This window comes from Acanthopleuribacter pedis, assembly GCF_017377855.1.
GTDB lineage: Bacteria > Acidobacteriota > Holophagae > Acanthopleuribacterales > Acanthopleuribacteraceae > Acanthopleuribacter > Acanthopleuribacter pedis.
Genome location: NZ_JAFREP010000004.1, coordinates 64,350 through 84,956, shown reverse-complemented (window position 1 = coordinate 84,956; position 20,607 = coordinate 64,350). Strand labels below are relative to the sequence as shown.

Here is a 20,607-nt window from a genome sequence, read left to right as displayed (position 1 = left end):
GCCGCTCATGACAAAACCATAACGGCCCGATACTTGTATTAGCATGGGACAGAACGACGTACCATGCCGTGGATTTCACCGAGAAGGTGTTTTCCGATTCTTATTTCGCCTACTTTAGCTCCCGCCATTGCGGCGCGCTTAGTGCGGATCATAGAGCGGATTCCAGCTTTTTTTCCCGCTGTTGCATGGGGTAATGCCGGCGGCGCACGTCTGAATCACCGTGGAAGGGGTAGCTGTTGACGAACCAAAGCGACAGGGTGGAGACCGGTAAAATTTGCCTGGTGATGCCGCCGTCGATCTTTTTGCTGGACGAACGGGTTTTTGTGAATTTGGGCTTGCTCAAGGTTGCCGCCGTGTTGGAACGTGCCGGCGTGCCGCTGGACGTGCTCGACTTGTCCGGGATCGAAAATTTTGAGGCGGTGCTGGAAGATTACTGTGTGCAGAACCCGGAAACCCGCCTCTTCGGTCTGACCTCGACCACGCCGCAAATGCCGCAAACCGCGCGCATCGCCCGGTGCTTGCGCCGCGCGCAACCCGCGGCGCGGTTGATTTTGGGCGGCCCCCACGTCACCTTGATTCATACCGCCTACAAAAAAGAAGTGAAACGCGGCGTTCCCGACCGGGCCACGCGGGCTTTTGAACAGTTGGACGCCATGTTCGACGTCTTGGTTTGCGGCGACGGTGAGGACGCGGTTTTTGAAGCCTTGCGGGCCGACGCGCCCAAGGTGATCGACGCCAACCTAAAAAGCTCGCCGCTGTTTATGAGCAACGCCCGCTACGAGGCCCACCCCTTCCCCGCGCGCCATTTGGTCGATCTGAAAAGTTACCACTACCAAATCGACGGCTTTCCGGCCACCAGTTTGATCGCCCAACTGGGTTGCCCGTTTGCCTGTGGCTTTTGCGGCGGCCGCGAGGCGCCTTTTCTGCGCCGTATCCGCAACCGTTCGGTGGCCAACATCGTGCGCGAGGTGGCCGATATCCACCGTGATTACGGGTATACCGGGTTTATGTTTTACGACGACGAGCTCAATGTGAATCCCGAGATGGTGGCCTTGATGAACGCCTTGAGCGACCTCCAGATGTCGCTTGGGACCGCGTTCCGCTTTCGCGGCTTTGTGAAATCCGAACTCTTCACGCCGGAGCAGGCGCAGGCTATGTACCGTGCCGGTTTCCGTTGGTTGTTGTCGGGTTTTGAGTCCGGGTCGCCGCGTATTCTTGAGAACATGAACAAAAAAGCGACCCGTGCGGACAACAGTCGCTGTATGGAGACGGCCCACCGGGCCGGGATCAAGGTCAAAGCGCTGATGTCGCTGGGTCACCCGGGTGAATCGACGCAAACCGCGACCGATACCTTGGACTGGCTGCTTGCTACCCAACCCGACGACTTCGACGTCACCATCATCACCACCTTCCCCGGTACCCCTTATTACGACCACGCGGTGCCCACCGGGGAACCCGGCATTTACTGCTATACCTACCGCAAAACCGGGGATCGATTGTTTCAGATCGAGCTGGATTACAACGAGACCGCTGATTACTACAAGGGCGATCCCAACGGCGGTTACCGTTCTTTTGTCTACACCGACTTTCTCAGCCCCGACGAGTTGGTCACCATCCGCGGCGATATGGAGCGCGAGGTACGCGAGAAGTTGGGGATTCCCTTTAACCCGGCGCAGGCGGCGGTGCGCTACGAACACTCCATGGGCCAAATCGGCGGCGGCTTGCCGGATTTTATCCACCGTCGTGCCAATACATCCAGCCCGGTACCTTGAATTAAAGCACTTTTCTCTTTTGCCGATTGGTTCATCAGCGGTGCGCCAGGTTTCTTCAAAAGAGGGATGTTCCCTCGGCATGGGAATTGTTAAACTTCTGTGATTGAGCCCCCACACCAACAGCACCGAGCAGGAGCACCATGTGTTAGAAGTAAAATCCGAGCCACGGTATGTTCTGGTAAGAGTTACCACTGAGAAATTGGACGCCAAGGTTGCGGCAACCTTTAAAGATGAGTTTCACAAGATCATCGACAAATACGAAGCCTTTGTGGTTCTTGACCTTACCGGCGTAGATTTCATTGATAGTAGCGGTTTAGCCGCCGTTGTCTATTGTTTCAAAATGACCGGGATCAAAGACGAGCTGGCGATTTGTGCCTCCAACGAACGGGTGTTGCACCTGTTTAAGCTGACCCGCCTGCACGACATGATCAACATTTATCCCTCGGTTGAAAAAGCGATCAGCGCCCTCGATTAACCTTTTTCCCGATCCAGCGTACCGTTGGGTCTACCCCGCGGGATTCACAACCCGTAACACCTGTGGTGTCAACCCTTTCAGGGTTTTCCCGTTCGTGAACCCCAGGCACCCAGGGTGCGACCATTTTCAATGGTCGTACCCGGGGCTAACATAGTGCATCCCTTCAGGATGCGTCCAGCGTGGCGAGGCGAAGCCTCGCATTCATTCAAAGCATGGTCCATGGATACGGTAGTGCGGCCCGCTCCGGGGCGCGCCGGGTCAATACAGAGCCGTGCATGGCTCGATGGGTGGTGTGTTTGGCGGTGTTTTGATCCGGCGAACCCCAACGGGGTCGCACGCCGTAAACCACGGACCACAACTTATTTAAATCGTGAACCGGAGGTGAACTTCGACTGGTTGCGCTGAAGGCGCATAGGTCCCGCGGGGCTGGTGATTTCAGCCCAGGGCAAAGGGTTGTGGGACACAACCCTTTGCCCTGGGTCCCCGGGGGTTCCCGTCGTGTAGACGCTGAAGGCGTCGGCCCCACAACCCTTCGGGGCGCGCCGGGGCAACACCCAATCCAGCCATGTTGATACACCGGCAATCCATTCGTGGCCGGTCCCTCAATGAAAAACACCCATCTCGATTCCAAGAAGGAACCAAAGATGGGTGTTTCAATGTGACGAGACGCCTTTTACCGGTTGAAATCGAGGGGAACCTCTACTTCCATTTCCAGCAGGGCCATGCCGTGGGTTTTACCCTGGGCGTCGGTTTTGATGGATTCGGTGCCACCGCCGCCGAGGCTGTCACCCAGCAGAAAATTCAGCGCCTTCAGGTTGGGGATCTCAAAACGCTGCACCTCGCCGTGACAAATCTTGGCGAAATGCGCTTTGACCCGGTCGATCGTGACCTGATCGCGCAAAATTTCAAAGCCACGATCGCTGTACGCGATCAAACCAACGTTGGAACCGTCGCCTTTGTCGCCGGATCTGGCATGGGCGATTTCCGCCAATTTAACGCGTTTCATGCTTACACCTCCGTGACATTGACATGGACATCGATTAACTCTTTGCGCAACAACGCCGGCCAGTAGGCGACGATTTCTTGCGCCTTGGGCCGCCCGCCCGCGAAACCGGTGACACCCGGGGGTCCGCTGGTCACCAAGGGGGCGATTTCTTTGCCGAAACGGTCCACGCGCGCTTTGTCCTGATCTTTAACCCCGACGCGCAACACCACCTCGGGTGGATCGTCCTGGTGGCGAATGCCCTCGTGGCACACACCGACACCCAGGTATTCGGTCAATTGGTCATCGTAGCTGTAGCCCGCCGCTTCCAAACGCGTCCACAGAATCTCGGCACATTTATGGGCTTTCTGGTAGGCGTTGGGTCCGGAAACCGTTAACTGACCCGTGGCCTTAAAACCGTTTAGGTAGGAAATCGAAACCTTGTAGAAGTCGGTTTTGGGTTTGCCTTTGACGTTTTTGACCGCAACGCGATCGTTGCCCAGGTCTTCGAGCTGAATGCTGGTGAAGTCCACCACCACATCGGGCGTGATGTAATCGTTGGGATCACCCATTTCGTACAACAGCTGCTCGGAAACCGTATCGATGGTGACGAGGCCGCCTTGGCTGTCGTGTTTGGTAATCACCACCTCGCCGCGGTCGTTGACCTCGACGATGGGATACCCGATATCCGCCATGTTGGGGACCTCTTCCCAATTGGTGAAGTTGCCGCCGGTACACTGGGCGCCGCATTCGAGGATGTGGCCGGCCACCGTACCCAAGGCTAGTTTGTCCCAATCGGCCCAGTCCCAGCCGAATTCGTGAATCATGGGACCGAGGACCAAACCGGGGTCGGTGCCGCGGCCGGTTACCACGATTTGCGCGCCTTGGTCGAGGGCTTCAACGATGCCGTTGGTGGGCGCGTATACGTTGGCCGACAAGATGTGGCGTTCCTTGTCGAACAAACCTTCACCCGTGTCCATGTTGGCGAATTTTTCGCCTTGCCGGCCAAAATCTTCCAGGCGGTCGAGAATATCATCGCCGGTGACCGTGGCAATTTTGACGCCTTTTAGGCCGTGTTTGGCGGCCACATCCATCAAGGCTTTTTGGCAGGCCTCGGGATTGACCCCGCCCGCGTTGGCAATCACCTTCACGTTGCGTTCGACCAGTTCGGGCAGAACCTTGTCGATAAAGGCCACAAAATCGTGGGCGTAACCGCGGTCGGGCCGCTTCAGTTTTTGGCGCTGCATGATCGACATGGTGACTTCGGCAAGGTAGTCCATCGTGATGTAATCAATGGGACCACCGCGTAACAAACGAACAGGGGCGTCGATGCTGTCCCCCCAAAATCCCTGTCCGTTTCCGATGCGAATGGATTTGCTCATGCTTGCTCACTCCCCCTTTGGATGTTTCGGGCAGGACGGCCCTTATTCAATTGGATGACCCGGCGCGATGCCGAGGCCGATTAGCGCGGTTTGCGCTTTTTGTGTTTGCGTTCTTCAAAACAGACGGAACACAGCGGGGTGCTTAACGAACTCGGAATGAAATCAACGGTTTCGTTTTTGCCACAGGCGGCGCATTCAATTTGGAACATCACCCGTGTGTCGGTTTTCTTTTCCGGGGCCTTATTGCGACGTGGTCGGTTGGCGAAGCATTCCGGGCAATAAAACGCCTCTCTTTCGCGCGGTGCGAATTTTACCTTTACCTTGGTTGGGCAGGTATCGCAAGGCACCAAGTAGAGCGGTTCCTTTTTGGTTCCGAGAACCTGAACCCCTTTTTTGAGGGGCCCCGTGTGGCGCTGGGGTTCCTGACGATGGCAGCTGTCGCACAAAAAGGGACGACCCGCCTTGGGCAGGAACGGCGTTTCCTGATCTTTGCCACACTTGTCGCAATGGGTCACGTATTCGTAACGGGGCCCTTTCTGCACCTTGCGGGTTGAGGGTTTGCCGTGTTTCTGGATTTTGGCGCAAACCACGCACAAGATTTCTTGGTCCGCTTTCGGGAGGCGTTTGATCGCGACCGAGTCGTCGCATTCGGCGCAGGACACGCGAACGTTACCGGGTATCACCGCGTCCTTGCCGGTTGCGTTGCGTTTGATGATGCGCGCCTTGGGGCGTTCGATCACCGTCGGCTCGTTGACGGCGGTGCTTTTGGCCGCGGCAGGCGGCTCCGGTTTGGCTGGTTCGGCTTGGTTCCCTTCGGGCGGTTCCTCAAATACACTGGTCATGGTGGCGTAAATCCCTAGAAAAATCGGAGTGCGGATGGTTCCGCCGGCTCCCATTCTAACCCGCGGCGGGCTGACTTCCCGCGGGAAAAGCGGGAAGTCGGCACCTGAGCCCGCCTTTCTTCCCCAAAAAACCCTTGGGTTAGAAAAACGGGGCCGGGTTACTTTTTGTTGTAGTCGTAGAACCCTTTGCCGCTTTTGCGGCCCAGGTAACCGGCGTCCACCATCTTGACCAGCAAGGGACAAGGGCGGTACTTGTCGTCGCCCAGCCCCTCATGCAACACGCGCATGATGAACAGGCAGGTATCCAAACCAATGAAATCGGCAAGGGTCAGGGGGCCCATCGGGTGGTTCATACCCAATTTCATCACCTCGTCGATGGACTCAGCCGTGGCCACACCCTCGTACAGCGCGAATACCGCCTCGTTGATCATCGGCAACAAAATGCGGTTGGAGATGAAACCCGGGAAGTCGTTGACCTCAACCGGAACCTTGTTCAAGGCCTCCGTGAAGGCTTTGATTTCCGCGTAGGTTTCGTCACTTGTGGCGATGCCGCGGATGATTTCCACCAATTTCATGACCGGCACCGGGTTCATGAAGTGCATGCCGATAAAACGTTCGGGGCGCGAGGTAATCGCCGCCAGTTTGGTAATCGAGATGGACGAGGTGTTGGAAGCGATAATCGCGCCCGGCTTCAGCAATTCGTCCAGCTTTTTGAAAAGGTCCAATTTGATTTCGAGTTTTTCGATGATGGCTTCCACCACCAAATCACAATCGGCCAAATCATTGAGGTCCGTGGTGGCCTGTACCCGTCCGAGAACCGCGTTTTTCTCGACCTCAGTCATACGGCCTTTGTCGACACCACGCTGCAAATTCTTGGCAATGGTGTTTTTGCCTTTTTCAACAAACTCGGCCGACAGGTCTTGCAGGACCACCGCAAAACCGCTTTGTGCGAAGACGTGGGCAATGCCGTTGCCCATGGTTCCGGCACCAATGACACCGATTTTTTTGTTTTCCATGAAACGCCCCTCCTGGGTTGGGAATGAATCGATCAACTGATGCTACCAAACGCAAAACGGGCCGGCTATACCGGCCCGCCGGTTGGCGATTAACTGTAAAAGATGTGCTCGCAGAACTGGCACTGCTGCTTGAGTTTCCCGTTTTCCATTCGGGCCACACGAAACAAACTGGGCAGGTAGGTTTCCCGGACAGTCACACATTTCGGGTTGCGGCACTTAATAATGCCTTCGATCAACTCGGGTAAGGTCGGATTGATTTTCTCCACAACCTTGGCATCGCGGATCACCGAAATCGTCAGGTCCGGCGCCAGCAGCGCCACCTTCATCAACCACTCGTGGTTCACGTCGACGTTTTCAATTTTGATGATGTCCTTCATGCCCATGCGCGGTGAATCGATGTACGAGGCGTAGTCGATTTTGGTACGCAGGATTTCCGTGGGAAACAGTTTGAGGATTTCGATGCCTTTGCCGGCCGCGATGTGATCGATGACGATCCCGTTGTTAATTCGTTCAATGCGCATAGGTTCCTTCTTCTCCATTACATCAATCCCAAACATTTGCTAATCAACGCCATACGCATTTCCATGCCGTAGGCGGCTTGGCGGAAGTAACCCGCGTTGGGCAGGTCGTCCACATCTTGGGAAATCTCCTCGTTGCGCGGCAGCGGGTGCAGGATCAAGATATCGGACTTGGCTTTTTCCAGCAGTTCGCGGTCGACGCGGTAGGAGTTTTTCTTGCGCAGGTACTCTTCCTCACTGAAGAAGCGTTCTTTCTGGATGCGGGTCACGTAGAGCACGTCGAGCTCGGCGAGTTGACCGTTCATGTCCTCGCTTTCCGAGAACACCGCGCCTTTGGCTTGCAGGCTGGAGCGCACGTATTCGGGAATGTTGAGGCCTTCCGGCGAGAAGAAGTGCATTTCGACGTCGAACCGGGAAAGCAGCCGTACCAGGGTGTGGATGGTACGCCCGAAAAGCAGGTCACCGAGGAAACCGATTTTCAAGCCGTCGAGGGTCCCGCGCTCCTTGTAGAGCGTGTAAATATCACCGAGTGTTTGGGTTGGGTGAAGGTGGGCACCGTCACCGCCGTTGATGATGGGTCGGTCGCTGTAGCGCGCCGCCGCCATCGCAGAACCTTCCAGCGGGTTGCGCATGGCGATGATGTCGGCGTAAAGGGCCACCGTTTTAATCGTATCGGCGAGGGTCTCCCCTTTGGCCGAAGACGTGGTCGAGGCTTCCGAGAAACCCAACACGTTGCCGCCCAATTTGAACATCGCCGCTTCAAAGCTGAGGCGGGTCCGCGTCGAGGGTTCCCAGAACAGGGTCGCCAGAATTTTGCCTTTGGCAATTTCCAAGGCTTTGTCGCCCATGGCTTGAATGTCGTCGGCCGTTTTTACCAGGTGCAGAATTTCCGCGGTGCTTAAATCTTCGGTGTCGATGATGTGTCGACCCTTAAAATCAAACGATTCGGTCATGATTTCCCCAAAAAAAGTGTGCTCAACAAAACAACTTCGCGACGTCGTTTGACCGGGTAACGCGTGGCAACGCGCACCGGGAACCCACCGTGGTTCGCACACCGATGCCTTCCCGCCGCTTGCATGCGGAAGGGTTCCTTCTAATGGGTCCTTTTCTCGAGGCTAGCGCGAAAAGAGAACTGCAGGAACGGGGCCGGTGATTCGTGGGTCAAGGCGCCTCCCCTCAAGGGACCGTGACCATTCGGTAGGAACACAAACAGAAAAACGACGCTGTGTCGTGGGCCGTTGCGGGTAGGGAGCACGGCCAAAAACAGCATCGTATCATCTGAATTCAAAGGCCGCAAGTTGGAAAGCGATGAACCGACCATTTGTACCGGATGTGTGTATCTATCTGAAAAAAAGTGGGATGACTTAAACAAAACCAAACGTGGATATGCATTTTTATCAAAGGATGATGGTTTTTTATGGCCGTCTTTTGTGGCAATTAGCCCGCATTTCTCACAAGGATTTCGGCTTCGTAGCAGAACGCCTTGTGAGAAATGCGGGTTAGGGGGTGACCCGCCGTTGCTTTCGGGTGACAATAAACCCTGTCCTCTTCCTTGCTCAAGGTGATGAAAACTTTTTTGGAGGGCGCCTTGTCGAATGAACACGTGATGGAATGTGTGGTGTACCAGATCCACGATGAATGGCGCGCGGACTTTATCGTCGCGCGCAAGCAGGTCTTGGCCGAGATGCAGGCGTTGCCAGGTTTCGTTGCCTACGACACCTTTCAAAACACCGAAGACGGAACCCAGATGATCGACATGGTGTGGTGGCGCGACGCCGCCACCGCTGAGGCCGCCTTCCAAGCCTGGAAACAATGGCCCAGTGCCAAGCAGTTAATGCAAACCGTCGAATCCGTCACCTACAGCGCCCACTTCAAGAAATTGGATGGTTGAGGATGGTTCCCCGCGGGGACGGTCCGGCTGGACATGCGAGGCAGCCAAGCACAGGGTTTTAGCCCGTATTGCTTACAATCCGATCCAACCTCACAGGTCCATCAGCCGCCGCAAGTGCGGATTCAAAAACAGCCCGTTGGGATCCAACTCTTTGCGGAACCCTTGGAATTCCGACCATTTCGGGTAACGTTCCGCCAACTGCTTGCCCGTCAGGCTGTGCCATTTGCCCCAGTGTGGCCGGCCCTCGTATTTGAGGAAAATCTTTTCTATCGCGTGGAAATATTCCTGCCACGGCATGTTGCGGTACATGTGCACCGCGATGTACGCCGTCTCCCGCTGGTATCCCGGGCTTAGCCAAATGTTGTCCGGCGCCGCGAAACGACATTCCAAGGGGAAATGTACCCGGAACTTACGCTCCGCCGTTAGCTTGCGGATCTCCGCCACAACATCCGGGAAGCATTCGCGCGGCACATTGTATTCCATCTCTTGGAAACGCACCAAACGCGGCGTGGCGTATAGACGATGGCTCCAATCGACGCGTTCGTCCGCGCCCACCATCGCCGCGCACAACTTGCTCACTGGCGCGCACAAACGCGGCAGCCACCGACACGTCTCGCTTAAAAACCAAAACGCATAATTCTCCAGCACCACATCGTTGAACTTCTTGCCCCAGCCGATGTTGCTCGGTTCCGCTTCCGTTTCGTTCATCTGCTTGAGCTGGACACGGTCCGAATATGGAAACCAGTAAAACTCAAAGTTGCGGTTGTTGTGAATGTGGCTGTCCAGATCGCCCATGCAATCGTCCAGCGAGGCCCGTGCCGAACGGTAATGGAGTTTGTAGGCCGGCACGGTCTGCAACTTCACCCGACTAATCATGCCGAAACTCCCCAGCGAAACCCTGGCCGCGTTAAACAACTCGGGGTTGTGGAATGTGTCGCATTCCCAGGTGCGCCCGCGCCCGTCGATGAAGGTCAACCCAATCACCTGGTTCGCGATGCCGGGGAACGCGTGTCCCGTGCCGTGGGTACCCGTGCTAATCGCACCCGCGATGCTTTGCACGTTAATGTCGCCCAAATTCTCCTGGGCGCGGCCGTGTTCGTGGAGCATTTCGCCCAGGGCGTGCAGCTTGGTGCCCGCCCATACCTCGGCCGTTCCTTTTCCCTCGTCCATGTGAATCAAACCCTGGAACCCGTCCAGGTTCACCAGCGTGTCTTCCGTTTGCACCAACGGGGTAAAACTATGGCCCGAACCCACCACGCGCAATGGCCCACCCTGCTCCGAGCGCGCCGCGATTAAATCGGCCAATTGCTTTTCTTGTTCGATGTGAACCGTGCGTTGCGGCGTACATCGGACGTAACCCGACCAATTGCGCCACGGTTGATGTTCGGTTTCTTTCATGGGTTCCATTCCTGCCGCGGGTGTTTCTCCGTCTAAAAGTAACATTGTTGGTCTCCTCGGTAGGTGGTTACTTTTTCAGTGATGCGACCCTCGCGGATCCAGTGCAAATGGGTAAAACGCTCACACAACTCACCCGCCTTGCTGTGCCGGAAAAAAATCGGATCACCGAGCTTTAGGTCGCCCGCGCCTTGGATCGGAGTTTGCACCTCGCCCGCCGCTTCCAAGGGCGTGAGCCGTGCACCCGCCGGCAGGTAGGGCAGGGGTAACTTTTCCTGTCCCGGCCCGCCCGAGGCGATGTAACCGCCGCCCGCGCAGGTCACAATACCCGCTTTTGGGATGCGCACCACTTCGAGTGCGAATCCTGCCGCGGGCAAAAGATCAAAATGATGGTAGTAATCGAATAGGTGGGAACCGTAAAAACCCGAACCAACCGTGACCTCGCTGACCCAGGCCTCGCGGATCGTTTGTTCCACGCTGCCCGTGCCGCCGCCGTTCACAAACCTCAGTTGTGCGCCCGCGTCCTTGAGCGCGCGCACCACCGCCTCCCGTCGTGCCGCCACCTTGGGTGCCGCCCACTTTTTGAGCAAGCGGACCACTTGGTTCTGCATGAATCGGCCAGGTATCTGATCCTGTACCCCCGCGATTTGGGCTTCATAACCCATGACACCGGCGAGGACCGTTTTATCCGAGCGTTGAATCCGGTTATGGAGGGCCAAGGCCTGATCAATCTGTTGCAACGGCGAACGCAATACACCGAAATGAAGGCCTGGCAAGGGCGTCGACATGTCGAGATCCAGGCAAAGCGGCAGGCGCGCCTCGATCCCTTGCAAGGCGTGGTCGATCACGTCGATATGGGCCGCGCTGTCGACCATCAAGTAAAGGGTTGTGCCTTGTTTGACCTGTTCGGCGAGGGCGCGGATGAGGTCCGCGTTCACCAGGGGATAGGCAATTAAAAGATCGTCGAAACCTTGATCCGCAAGGTACAGCGCCTCCCGGCCTGAAAAACACATAATGCCTTGGATCGTTCGCCGGCTTTCGAGCAAATAGCGCAACACCGCCTTGGCACGCAGCGATTTAGAGGCGATGCGAATGTTTTTTCCGTCCGCGCGTCGGTGAAAGGCCGCGATGTTGGCGTCCAGTAAATCCAGGTCGAGGTAAGCCAGCGGCAGCGCGTGGTTGCGTATGACTTCGCGGTAAAACGCATAATCGCGGTGGGGAACCGCGTTGGTGCGGCCGGCCGCGGCCGCGGACGGGGCCTCAAGCGCCTGGCGGTTCGCGGTCGGGGTAACTTGGCGTATCAAAAAATCCTCCCGTGAGGTTGCCGTGGAAGCCTCCGCCACCCTTTAGGGGGAAACGGGCGGGGAGGGTCGTCAAGAAAAGCTGTTTGGCGCGACACATAAGGGCTGAAACGCCGGGGTTTGCCCCAAAACGCGTAAGGGGTTTGCTACCAGGTTGTAACCCTTGTGCGTCATGCGGGAATGAAGTTCAAAAAACAATAATTCACTCTGGCATAAAAAAACGTGACAATCAATCATGTTTTTGCCAAAATACAGCCACCACGAACCTTTTCGACACCTGAACCCACCCTTGCGACCAAGTCCGGTTAGAATAAGTTTGGGTTCCGGGAAAACCGGTTTCCGTAAGCACCGTCCATCTCGCGCACGGTTTTTTCGCACCGCCCTCCCGCTGAACCCGAACCTGTTTTGACAAAGGGATCGTATGCCGCATCTAGAAAAAAACAACCCACGCCGTGAGCCGATGCAGGAGCGAAGCAAACGCCGTGTTTCAAGTATTCTCGATGTGACCGCGCAACTGGTTCAAGAAGTGGGCGTTGATGGGATTACCACCAGCGAAGTAGCCCGTCGAGCCGGTATTAAACTGGCCTCGCTTTATCGCTACTTCCCCAACAAAAACGCGATCATCCGCAGTTTGGCCGAACGGCATTTCCAAAACCTCCGGCCTTACCTGGAACAATTCCTCGAGGATTTCGACCTCGAGGAAGGTCTGGACGCGATGATTGACGCCTATGCCCAGTTCTATCGATCCGAGCCCGGGTACATCGAACTTTGGTCGGGCATTCAGGCCAACCCCGAACTTAACCAGTTAGACATGGAGGACCTGAAACAGAATGTCGTCATGATTGTATCGCGTGCCAAGCACCTCTTCCCCGATCTCAGTGAAGACGAGCTGGCCGCCCTGGCGATGGTAACCACCCGCTCCGCCGGCGCCGTTCTGCGCCTCGCGATGACCGTGGACGAGCATCAAGCGACCGTGATGGTGAGTGAACTCAAAATCATGGTGAAAAGTTATCTCCACCAACGCACGATTCTCGCCGGTCAAGCCAAGAGCCACGCCTAGCTCGGTCCAAAGGACCGCGGACGCCATCCTTTCACCCAAGGCCCCTCCCCTGTTAGAGGAACCGCCGTCGTGTCGGTTTATGCGTGAAAAATCCTGTTTCCCCGCGTTTTGCTCCTTCGTGCAACACTTTTATTGCGCATTGGTTCACTTGCGCCCGCTTCATTCGTATATCGCCTAACATTTCACGCTATTTTTCGCGACGGTGTTGTGACAAGGATGGTTTGATGTCGTTCATTGCTTTATGGAATGCCCGCCCCCTCGTGCGCCGGCTGCTGTTCCCGGCAACCCTTGCGCTGGTTGCCTTGCCCGCCCTTATGGGACATGGTTACCAAGTAGACGAACAAAGTGCCCGCCGTTTGGGTGATGCCTTCTCCGGCGGTGCCGCCGAGGCGCGCGACGCCACCACCGCCTTTTACAATCCCGCCGGCCTGGTGCGCCTCAAGCAGCGCGAATACGTCGCCGGCTTCAGCTTAATCAACAACCAAACCGATTTTGAGGGGAGCGGCTTCACCACCGACGGCCTCAACCTCATCCCCATCAGTGGCGGCGACGGTGGCGATCCCGACAGCAACATCGCCATCCCCCACTTGTACCTTGCCCTACCCGTAAACGATACTTCCGTGTTCGGCCTGTCGATCAATGCGCCCTACGCCACCGGTACCGATTACGAGCGTTCTTGGGTCGGCCGTTATTTTGCCACCGAATCCGAACTCTACGGCGTGAATCTAACCGGCTCCATCGGGGTCGTTGTCGGCGATCATCTTTCGCTCGGTTTGGGCCTGAGCCTGCAAATGGCCGAGGGCAAAATTGAAAACGCCGTCAACGCCGCCGGCATTTGTGCCTTGGTCGCCGCCCAGGGCGGCTTGGAACTGATCGGCGCATCCAGTTGCGAGGCGCTTGGTTTCGACGCGCCCGGTACCGCCACCGACGATGGTTTGGTCACCGTGGAAGGTGACGATCTCGGTATTGGTTTCTCCGCCGGCCTGCTTTACCAGTTCACCGAGGGCAGCCGCATCGGTTTCCATTATCGCGGCGACATCGAACAACGCCTTGAGGGTGATGTAACCTTCAACTTCCCTGATTACACCGCCGCCGTTTTGCCGCTTGCCGACCCCAATCTGCGTGCCCGCACCGTCGGCGGCTTTTTGGATCTAACCACGCCTGAAGCCGCATCGCTCAGCGGTTTTCACCAAATTAACCAGCGCTGGTCCATCCAGGGCGATGTGATTTGGACGCGCTGGAGCCGTTTCCAGAGCCTGACCGTAGCGGTCTCCGACGGCCCGGACATTCCCCAACCCCAACTTTGGGACGATACCTTGCGTTTCGCGCTCGGTACTGAAATCCGCGTGAACGACGCCCTGTTGGTGCGCGCCGGCGCCGCCCGTGACGAAAGCCCGATTCCCGACGAAACCCTCAACCTCAACTTCCCTTTCGAGGATTTCGCCGCCTTTTCGCTCGGTGCCACCATCAAACTCAGCGAACGGCTCGGTATGGATATCGGCCTTCAAAAAACCCTGGCGATGGACGTCGCCATCAACCAGGGATCCCTCACCTCGGATGCCGCCGTGCTCCAGGGCAATTTGGAAACCGACATCTTTTCCATGGCCATGGGCATCACCTACCGACCCGGCAAATAAACCGGAGCATTTAAACCTAAGAAGCGCTGACGCGGTGATTTTCGCTAAACCTCTGGGCTGCAACGGCCTGAAAAAATCCTCACCGCACCCACCGGGTGCGCTTCCGCTTGTTTCAAGCCATTTCGCTCCAGATCTTTAACGAAAATCCCACGCTCTTATCGCGCTTCTTAGGTTAAAGAAAAAGGGCGGCTCCCCTGAGGAAGCCGCCCTTTTTTAGGTGGTTTGGCATCCGGCCTTTAAGAACCGAGCATGCCTTTTTTCAGACCGCTGTCGGCGGGTTTTTTACCCAACCAAATGCCCCACAGGGCTTTGCGAAACTTTTCGCTCGCTTCAACCTTGCCTTTTTCGGTGCCGTTGATTTTCAGGGCTACGCCTTGGCCAGGCACATAGCTGATGTCGTAAACGTCGTTCTTTTTCGCTTCATCGGTGAACAAGGCGTTAAACGCGTCGATCTCTTTTTGAATGTCGCCGGTGTTGCCCTTGGTGGCCGCTTTGAAACCGTCGTTCCAGGCACCCGTCAATTTGTCGGCGGAAACCCCGTTGTAAATGAAGTGCAGACGGATCACCGTGGCTTGGTCCGTGTTGATCACGTCCTCGCCTTTTTTGGTTTTGGCGGGAAGGTACAAACCACCCGCGTACACCTTAATAAACAGCTTTTTGCGCAGGCCCGCGCCGTTGAGGACCAGGTCTTTACCGCCCACGGACAATGTGTCGGGCAAGGTCACGCCGCCGATTTCTTTGGCGAACAAACCGGAACCGATCACCAAAAGACCGGTCAAAACAAGCACTTTGAAGGGAAATAGGTTGCTACTCACGAGAGACTCCTTAGGTATTGGAAAAAAGGTACCGTTATTGAAAAGGTATTCATTTTTGCGGTAAAAGGGCGCGGGGGCCGAGGTTTACTGCTCGCGGTAACGCATCTCTATGGCGCGGTGGTCGCGGGCGGCGAAAGCCGTTTAATGGAATGCGTCGCGTCTGTTTTCCCGGGGAAACGGCACCTAAGCAGGTTGCGGTTTAGGTGTTTTCGAGCCGCCGCATCGGAATAAACCATCCCATATAAAGATTGGGTTGATTTGGATCGGCGCCGGGAAAGCCACTTGAGAAGTGGGATGCAGTTGAGAGAAGCGAGCTAAGCCCATCATTGAGGGTGGCGCGGGACCTGTCAAGAACAGAATCGGGGTCGCCGTGGGCCCGCCGTTGGAAAATTCCCAAAAAATACCGGATAACCCCTTTTCTTCCAAATCGTTTTCCCGTGATCCGAGATATTTTTCACAGCTTTTTCAAGCCAAATGCGCGCGCTTCGTTTAAATTTAAGGGGAATCCTGAAAGTGTTTTCGGGTGGTTGCTCGGCCTCCTTGGTTAATTGAGTACCAAGATTTTTCATGTTTTGCCGGCTTTTTTGAGCTTTTCATAGGAATTCAGCGTAAATTTCATGAGGTCCCCTCGGTTGGTTTCACTTTTGCTAGAAAACCCGATGGGTGACACCAGCTTTAGCTTAGGAGCAAGCATCTATGACCACGGCCGGCAACATTCGTGTACTTCTCTCGGACGACCATCCCATTGTTCGTTCCGGGGTTCGCGATCTCCTTTCCCTCTCCGAACGTATTGAAGTGATTGGTGAAGCCGGCAACGGCCAAGAAGCCTTGGAAAAAGCCGTCACGCTGCGGCCCGACGTGTTGCTGATGGATATGGAAATGCCCGGCCTCAACGGGGTTGAGGTGGCGCGACGCCTCGCCGGTCAGGGTACCGATGTACGCATTTTGGCGCTAAGTGCTTACGATTCAATTCAGTTCATTAACGGCATTCTCGAGCTGGGTGCCTACGGTTATCTCACCAAAGAAGAAATGCCGGACCGGATTATTCAAGCTGTCGAAGGCGTGGCCCTGGGTGAAAAAGGCTGGCTCAGCGACCGCATTCGCGCCAAACACGATGCCTGGCGCGAAACCCAGAAACAAAGCCAAACCACCGCCGCGCGCCTTAGCAAACGCGAGAAGCAGGTCCTCACCTTGATTGCCGAAGGCCTCGACAACCCCTCCATTTCCGAACAGCTCTTTATTTCCCTCGGCACCGTGAAAAACCATGTCACCAACATCTACAACAAACTGGGTTTGCGCTCACGTGCCGAGGCCGTCACCTGGGCCTGGGAAAACAATCTGGTCGAGCGAAATTAATTGTCGCCGTCGTTGTGCCGATGGGTTCAGCCCGCGGCAGGGTCCCAAAAACAAAACCATGACCCCAAAAACATGACTTTGGCTCTATTTTCAGCCGTCTGCTCTTGAAATAAACTGGGTCCAGTTTGGCAAGCACGGCTTCGCCAAACCGGTTGGTTTGATCCCGCCGGCCCGCGTTTCCTTTCAGCTTTCCACGCCCCCGGTTCGGGTCAGGCACGGGAAGGTTGATGGGAACCGCGGGTGGTTTAGCCCGCACTCCTCAAAAGGATTCGTCGCGAGAAGCTGAATTCCTTGTGAGAAATGCGGGGTTAGCAAAGGTGATTTTTGTTTGGCAGAGACAATAGTCAGCAATGGTGAACCAACGGCCGAAATCGGTTTCCGGTTTCGTGGCGAGGTAGGCGAGATGCCTCGCCGGTCAAACCGCCGATTTTCCATCCTTCACCCAGCACGCATTTTTCACAAGGATTCGTTGCGAGAAGCAGAAAGCCTTGTGAGTACAAAGATTGCGACCGAGAGACGACACAGGGGTCCGACCTTTCGGCGTAGCAGCGCTACGGCGAAGGCGGCTCGACCGAGTAAACGAAGTAATCGCATGGGTTTCGGCTTCGTAGCAGAACTCCTTGTGAGAAATGCGAGCTACTTGTGGATTTGCAGGTTCGACGGGTGAAAGTCGTTGGGACCGGTGTTCCCACGGCCCGGGGCAGTGGGTCGTGGTCATAAGCCGGTTCTCCCGGTTTTCCGGTGAGGATGGGGATCGAAGGTGCGTACCGTGGCGGTTCTCAACCGCACAACGCTGTCCCGACCCTGGTGAGCGTCCCAAATCGCTTTGTAAGGGTTCGGGTAAAGATGTGCAACGAAGCGAAGGTGGCTTTTCTCCGTGGTGGTTTCTAACAAGCTTGTTTTGTTGCCCTTGTGGCGTGGAGCGGGCGACTTACGGGGAAAATACGTCGACGAGCCGCTCACGGTCTTTCGACCAAGCACCGACCAATTATGGTTAGAATAAAACAGCCGGTCTATCGTTGAAACGGACCTTATCCGTGTCGGCCGGCGTCTTTATTTATAAAACGATGATTCGCAACCTTGTTGGAACTTATCCCGGTGTTGCGGCCTTTTGGTCTAGCTTGGTCTTCGCTTCTTAAAAAATGCCTAATCCCCAGGTGTGTCCCTTTTTCCGTTGTATGGAAACGAGGGAACCTACCCGGACGGACGCGTTCCGGCCCGCGTTTTTTAAGTATGCAAACCTTTAACCCGCATTTCTCACAAGGATTCCCCGAATCCCCATCCTGTTTTTCGCTTCTTTCAGGCGCCCGCGCCTTGAGGCGCCAAACAGGGCTTGGAACTTCATGACTTCTGTGACCGTCAACGATCTCCTGGTCGTTGCTTGGGTCTCACACGGGCTCACCACCCCTGGGTCTCGTGTGCCACATGCCGTGTTCGGCCCATAATGCCGACCGGCTTATCGGCGTTTGCCACAGCCGCTTTTTTAAGGATGATACGGTGTTGAACAATCGAGTGTCTTTTTGGTTTCCCCTCTTGCTCAGTGGGTTATTTTTCCAGCCGCTTCAGGCGGATATTGAATTAAGAACAACCGTTCGCGATGTTTTTATCCGCGATGTCTGCGCCCTCACCGGTCGGATTGGATTTTCGGTTACTTCTGATGACTTTGCCGACGCCTCACCGGCAAACCCCCACTATATTCGCCTACGTCTCGATCATGGGGCGCTCACGTGTCGGGATATCGTGAACCCAAGCAAAAACCTGGATCCCATACTGATTCCAATGGAGGTTGATGCGCCGGGTTATACGATCAACGCGGATCCCACCGCTGTTCAAATCGTGCGCTGGCGTGCGGGTGAGCCTGAGATTTGGCTGCGTGTCTCCGAAAGCAGCTCGCGTTGGTTAATGTTCAACGAGACGCCTGTTCCGCCTTCACCCAGCGGACGGGTTAATTTTGACCTCGGTTTGGATATCCAAGGTTATGTCAATGTCTACCAAACCGAGTTCACCTTGGGTCGTGCCAGCTTGCCGTTTCCCACCCGTGATCTCAACCGTTCCGATATTCCTTCATCCCCGCCGGTGGGAACTCTGATTGAGGTGGATCTTTCCCAAAGCAACCTCGAAGCCATTGAGGTGATTGGCCGGCCTGAAGAAACCACGCTGAATATTGATCCGATTGTTTTTGACAGTCAGACGAACGGTGTGGAAACCTCCGCCGATTACTTCGCCATTCAGTTGGGACAATTAACCTCGGTTGCCTTTTCTGACGAAAGGATCATCGGCCGCGGCACCTTGAACAATGGCGACGGTGGCAGCAGCCCTGCCTTGCGTTGGGAAACCACGGTGAATGAATTCCACTATCGCGGATTTTGTGAACGGGCCGGAGTGGCCTTTGGGCGTTTCGTGAACAATGGGTTTTCCAACGTTTCTCGCGAAAAACCGGCCTACCTCAAGTTTGATCTAAACCACGGTTCAACCCTCTGCGAAACCTTGGTGGCTCCCGGTAGCGATCCCATTTATCTAGCCCTTTTCCTGGAAGAATTTGGCGACGGCCCGACCCTAAATGTGCCCAACGATGCCTTGTCTATCGTGCGCTGGGTGGCAGGTGAATCGGCCGTTTGGTTGAAACTCACCGCTTCCACCGAGAACTGGATCCGCGACGGTTTGGAATCCTTGCCGCCGTCCGTTGTCCATTCTGTGCGTTTTACCCTGCTGGGTTCCACCGACAATTCCCACGATGCCAGCCGCGATCTTTTCGTGGAAAACCGCGCCAACTTACCCTTTAACACCCGCAATCTCACGACTTCCGGTGACCGGGTCGACGCTGTATCCACCACCCTGTTTATCGACGCCTCCTCCTCTAACTTCGAACCCTTGCCGGCCCCGGCTGAAGACAGTGTGCTGGAAATGATACCTTCCGCTTGGGATGACACTACCGCCGGGGTGGAAACCGCGGCGGATCCGGCCCAGATCATCTTCCGCGACGGCATCTTCTTGTTTAGCGAGGAAATCCCATTGGGCCGTGCCTCCCGATTGTTCCCCGATGCCAATGCCATCGTGCATCTCACCACCACTGTCCGTGACGTGTTCGAGGACGGAACATGTGAACGCACCGGCCAGATGCGGTTTCGAATCGAGGGTGACGTGTTTCCCGGCGCTGCTGAAAATCGGCCGCAATATTTGCGCCTCCGCCTCTCCGGCGGTGCCGTTTTGTGCGAAACCCGGGTTGATACCGTTGCCAACCAAGGCCAACCGATTTCCCTGGCGCTGCGCGTGTTGGAGAATCCCGAGGTCCATGCCGAATTGGTGGCGCCCCCGGATACCTTGCAAATCGTTCGTTGGAAGGCCAACGAGAACGAAATTTGGTTGAAAGTTACCACGCCGACTTCCCGATGGATTCGGGTGAATAACAGCACCAGTTCCCCGAACACCCGTGATGTGGTGGAGTTTGTGCTGGCCGATTCCGCGGTTGAGTCTTTCACCCGCAACAGCACCGCCTTCAGCCAAGGTCGCGCCAACCTGGCTGGAAACACATTAAACCCAAATAATAACGGCGCTTTTGGCGATGTGATTGATACCCATCTTGGTATGGATTTAACCTCCTTTGTGTTGCCCACGCCCTCATTCATCGAGTTCAACGCCGACTCCTTCGATTTCCAAACCGTTGGCGTCGAAACCGCCCAAATCCAGAACCAAATTCAACTGGGTGATTTGGTTCCCCTCTCTTTAACCGGCGATTTGCAAATTGCCCAAACCCAAACCGATTTGCCGCTGCGCATCGATCCCGAAATCTCTGTACAGGGTTTGGAAGTGATCACCCTCGACGCCTTGCTGCCCGACGGGGTTGTTCCGAATGCCATTCGTTGGGAGAACTTGGAAACGGGCGCCATTCTTAGCCAGGACTTTTCTTTGGCTTACGATCCGCTGCCGGGCCGCACCGTGAGCATGCGTGTTCTCGTGACCGACAACCTCGGCCGCGTGGGTGAGGCTTTTGCCGTGATATTGGTGAACCCCGACGGTTTGGACCTCAACGGCGACGGCCAAAACACCATCGAGGATTTGCGCCAAGCGGCCCGCAAATGGTCGTCTGAAAACAAAACCGAAGCCAAATCGGTCCTTGATTTGCTTCACATCCGCATTGATCCGAAAAAGTAATGCGACAAACCCG

At 55.8% G+C, this 20,607-nt stretch carries 16 protein-coding genes; 7 read left to right on the top strand and 9 right to left on the bottom strand.

From position 1 onward, the window contains the following. Positions 1 to 236: 236 nt before the first annotated feature. Together J3U88_RS05305 and J3U88_RS05300 are read left to right on the top strand one after the other, a co-directional pair. Positions 237 to 1,772: a B12-binding domain-containing radical SAM protein gene (locus J3U88_RS05305; protein ID WP_207857349.1), complete on the top strand. Its 1,536-nt coding sequence runs from the start codon at positions 237 to 239 to the stop codon at positions 1,770 to 1,772. Between the two features lie 142 nt (positions 1,773 to 1,914). Further along, positions 1,915 to 2,247, top strand: a complete 333-nt coding sequence (locus tag J3U88_RS05300) for an anti-sigma factor antagonist (protein WP_207857347.1) — start codon at positions 1,915 to 1,917, stop codon at positions 2,245 to 2,247. Between the two features lie 673 nt (positions 2,248 to 2,920). Here the strand turns inward: J3U88_RS05300 and J3U88_RS05295 are convergent. The 6 genes from J3U88_RS05295 to pyrB form a co-directional block, all read right to left on the bottom strand. Next, positions 2,921 to 3,253 (bottom strand): AtuA-related protein, encoded by a 333-nt coding sequence (locus tag J3U88_RS05295; protein ID WP_207857346.1) that lies wholly within the window; start codon positions 3,251 to 3,253, stop codon positions 2,921 to 2,923. Between the two features lie 2 nt (positions 3,254 to 3,255). Next, positions 3,256 to 4,611, bottom strand: a complete 1,356-nt coding sequence (locus J3U88_RS05290; protein ID WP_207857345.1) for an acyclic terpene utilization AtuA family protein — start codon at positions 4,609 to 4,611, stop codon at positions 3,256 to 3,258. Positions 4,612 to 4,691: 80 nt separating this feature from the next. Next, on the bottom strand, positions 4,692 to 5,453 hold the full coding sequence (locus J3U88_RS05285; RefSeq protein WP_207857344.1) for a hypothetical protein: 762 nt from the start codon (positions 5,451 to 5,453) through the stop codon (positions 4,692 to 4,694). A 158-nt stretch (positions 5,454 to 5,611) separates the two neighbouring features. Then, the gene (locus tag J3U88_RS05280; protein ID WP_207857343.1) at positions 5,612 to 6,469 is read right to left on the bottom strand and encodes a 3-hydroxybutyryl-CoA dehydrogenase; all 858 of its coding nucleotides are present in this window, start codon (positions 6,467 to 6,469) and stop codon (positions 5,612 to 5,614) included. An 89-nt stretch (positions 6,470 to 6,558) separates the two neighbouring features. After that, a complete protein-coding gene (locus tag J3U88_RS05275; RefSeq protein WP_207857342.1) occupies positions 6,559 to 6,990 on the bottom strand; it encodes an aspartate carbamoyltransferase regulatory subunit in 432 nt (143 codons plus the stop codon). A 17-nt stretch (positions 6,991 to 7,007) separates the two neighbouring features. Then, entirely contained in the window at positions 7,008 to 7,940 is a 933-nt protein-coding gene (gene pyrB / locus J3U88_RS05270; RefSeq protein WP_207857341.1) for an aspartate carbamoyltransferase, read from the bottom strand. 635 nt (positions 7,941 to 8,575) lie between these two features. On the opposite strand from pyrB, the gene J3U88_RS05265 reads away from it, so the two are divergent. Continuing rightward, positions 8,576 to 8,878, top strand: a complete 303-nt coding sequence (locus J3U88_RS05265; RefSeq protein ID WP_207857340.1) for an antibiotic biosynthesis monooxygenase family protein — start codon at positions 8,576 to 8,578, stop codon at positions 8,876 to 8,878. Between the two features lie 90 nt (positions 8,879 to 8,968). On the opposite strand, the gene J3U88_RS05260 is transcribed toward J3U88_RS05265, so the two are convergent. Together J3U88_RS05260 and J3U88_RS05255 are read right to left on the bottom strand one after the other, a co-directional pair. Then, positions 8,969 to 10,276: a D-arabinono-1,4-lactone oxidase gene (locus J3U88_RS05260; RefSeq protein WP_207857338.1), complete on the bottom strand. Its 1,308-nt coding sequence runs from the start codon at positions 10,274 to 10,276 to the stop codon at positions 8,969 to 8,971. A 32-nt stretch (positions 10,277 to 10,308) separates the two neighbouring features. Next, a complete protein-coding gene (locus J3U88_RS05255; protein WP_207857336.1) occupies positions 10,309 to 11,577 on the bottom strand; it encodes a type III PLP-dependent enzyme domain-containing protein in 1,269 nt (422 codons plus the stop codon). A 418-nt stretch (positions 11,578 to 11,995) separates the two neighbouring features. Between J3U88_RS05255 and J3U88_RS05250 the strand changes: the two genes are divergently transcribed. Both J3U88_RS05250 and J3U88_RS05245 read left to right on the top strand, forming a co-directional pair. After that, positions 11,996 to 12,634 (top strand): TetR/AcrR family transcriptional regulator, encoded by a 639-nt coding sequence (locus J3U88_RS05250; RefSeq protein ID WP_207857334.1) that lies wholly within the window; start codon positions 11,996 to 11,998, stop codon positions 12,632 to 12,634. A gap of 224 nt (positions 12,635 to 12,858) precedes the next feature. Continuing rightward, a complete protein-coding gene (locus J3U88_RS05245) occupies positions 12,859 to 14,271 on the top strand; it encodes an OmpP1/FadL family transporter (RefSeq protein ID WP_207857333.1) in 1,413 nt (470 codons plus the stop codon). 236 nt (positions 14,272 to 14,507) lie between these two features. Here J3U88_RS05245 and J3U88_RS05240 read toward each other — a convergent pair whose 3' ends face one another. Continuing rightward, the gene (locus J3U88_RS05240; protein ID WP_207857332.1) at positions 14,508 to 15,086 is read right to left on the bottom strand and encodes a chalcone isomerase family protein; all 579 of its coding nucleotides are present in this window, start codon (positions 15,084 to 15,086) and stop codon (positions 14,508 to 14,510) included. A 696-nt stretch (positions 15,087 to 15,782) separates the two neighbouring features. Here J3U88_RS05240 and J3U88_RS05235 point away from each other — a divergent pair. Together J3U88_RS05235 and J3U88_RS05230 are read left to right on the top strand one after the other, a co-directional pair. Beyond that, a complete protein-coding gene (locus tag J3U88_RS05235) occupies positions 15,783 to 16,442 on the top strand; it encodes a response regulator (protein WP_207857331.1) in 660 nt (219 codons plus the stop codon). Positions 16,443 to 17,939: 1,497 nt separating this feature from the next. Continuing rightward, the gene (locus J3U88_RS05230) at positions 17,940 to 20,594 is read left to right on the top strand and encodes a hypothetical protein (RefSeq protein WP_207857330.1); all 2,655 of its coding nucleotides are present in this window, start codon (positions 17,940 to 17,942) and stop codon (positions 20,592 to 20,594) included. The last annotated feature ends 13 nt before the right edge of the window (positions 20,595 to 20,607 follow it).

What these genes read in the sequence shown, in the direction of transcription:
- J3U88_RS05295 (WP_207857346.1), bottom strand. Translation starts at nt 3,253, where the DNA reads ATGAAACGCGTTAAATTGGCGGAAATCGCCCATGCCAGATCCGGCGAC.
- J3U88_RS05290 (WP_207857345.1), bottom strand. Translation starts at nt 4,611, where the DNA reads ATGAGCAAATCCATTCGCATCGGAAACGGACAGGGATTTTGGGGGGAC.
- J3U88_RS05285 (WP_207857344.1), bottom strand. Translation starts at nt 5,453, where the DNA reads ATGACCAGTGTATTTGAGGAACCGCCCGAAGGGAACCAAGCCGAACCA.
- J3U88_RS05280 (WP_207857343.1), bottom strand. Translation starts at nt 6,469, where the DNA reads ATGGAAAACAAAAAAATCGGTGTCATTGGTGCCGGAACCATGGGCAAC.
- J3U88_RS05275 (WP_207857342.1), bottom strand. Translation starts at nt 6,990, where the DNA reads ATGCGCATTGAACGAATTAACAACGGGATCGTCATCGATCACATCGCG.
- pyrB (WP_207857341.1), bottom strand. Translation starts at nt 7,940, where the DNA reads ATGACCGAATCGTTTGATTTTAAGGGTCGACACATCATCGACACCGAA.
- J3U88_RS05260 (WP_207857338.1), bottom strand. Translation starts at nt 10,276, where the DNA reads ATGAAAGAAACCGAACATCAACCGTGGCGCAATTGGTCGGGTTACGTC.
- J3U88_RS05250 (WP_207857334.1), top strand. Translation starts at nt 11,996, where the DNA reads ATGCCGCATCTAGAAAAAAACAACCCACGCCGTGAGCCGATGCAGGAG.
- J3U88_RS05245 (WP_207857333.1), top strand. Translation starts at nt 12,859, where the DNA reads ATGTCGTTCATTGCTTTATGGAATGCCCGCCCCCTCGTGCGCCGGCTG.
- J3U88_RS05235 (WP_207857331.1), top strand. Translation starts at nt 15,783, where the DNA reads ATGACCACGGCCGGCAACATTCGTGTACTTCTCTCGGACGACCATCCC.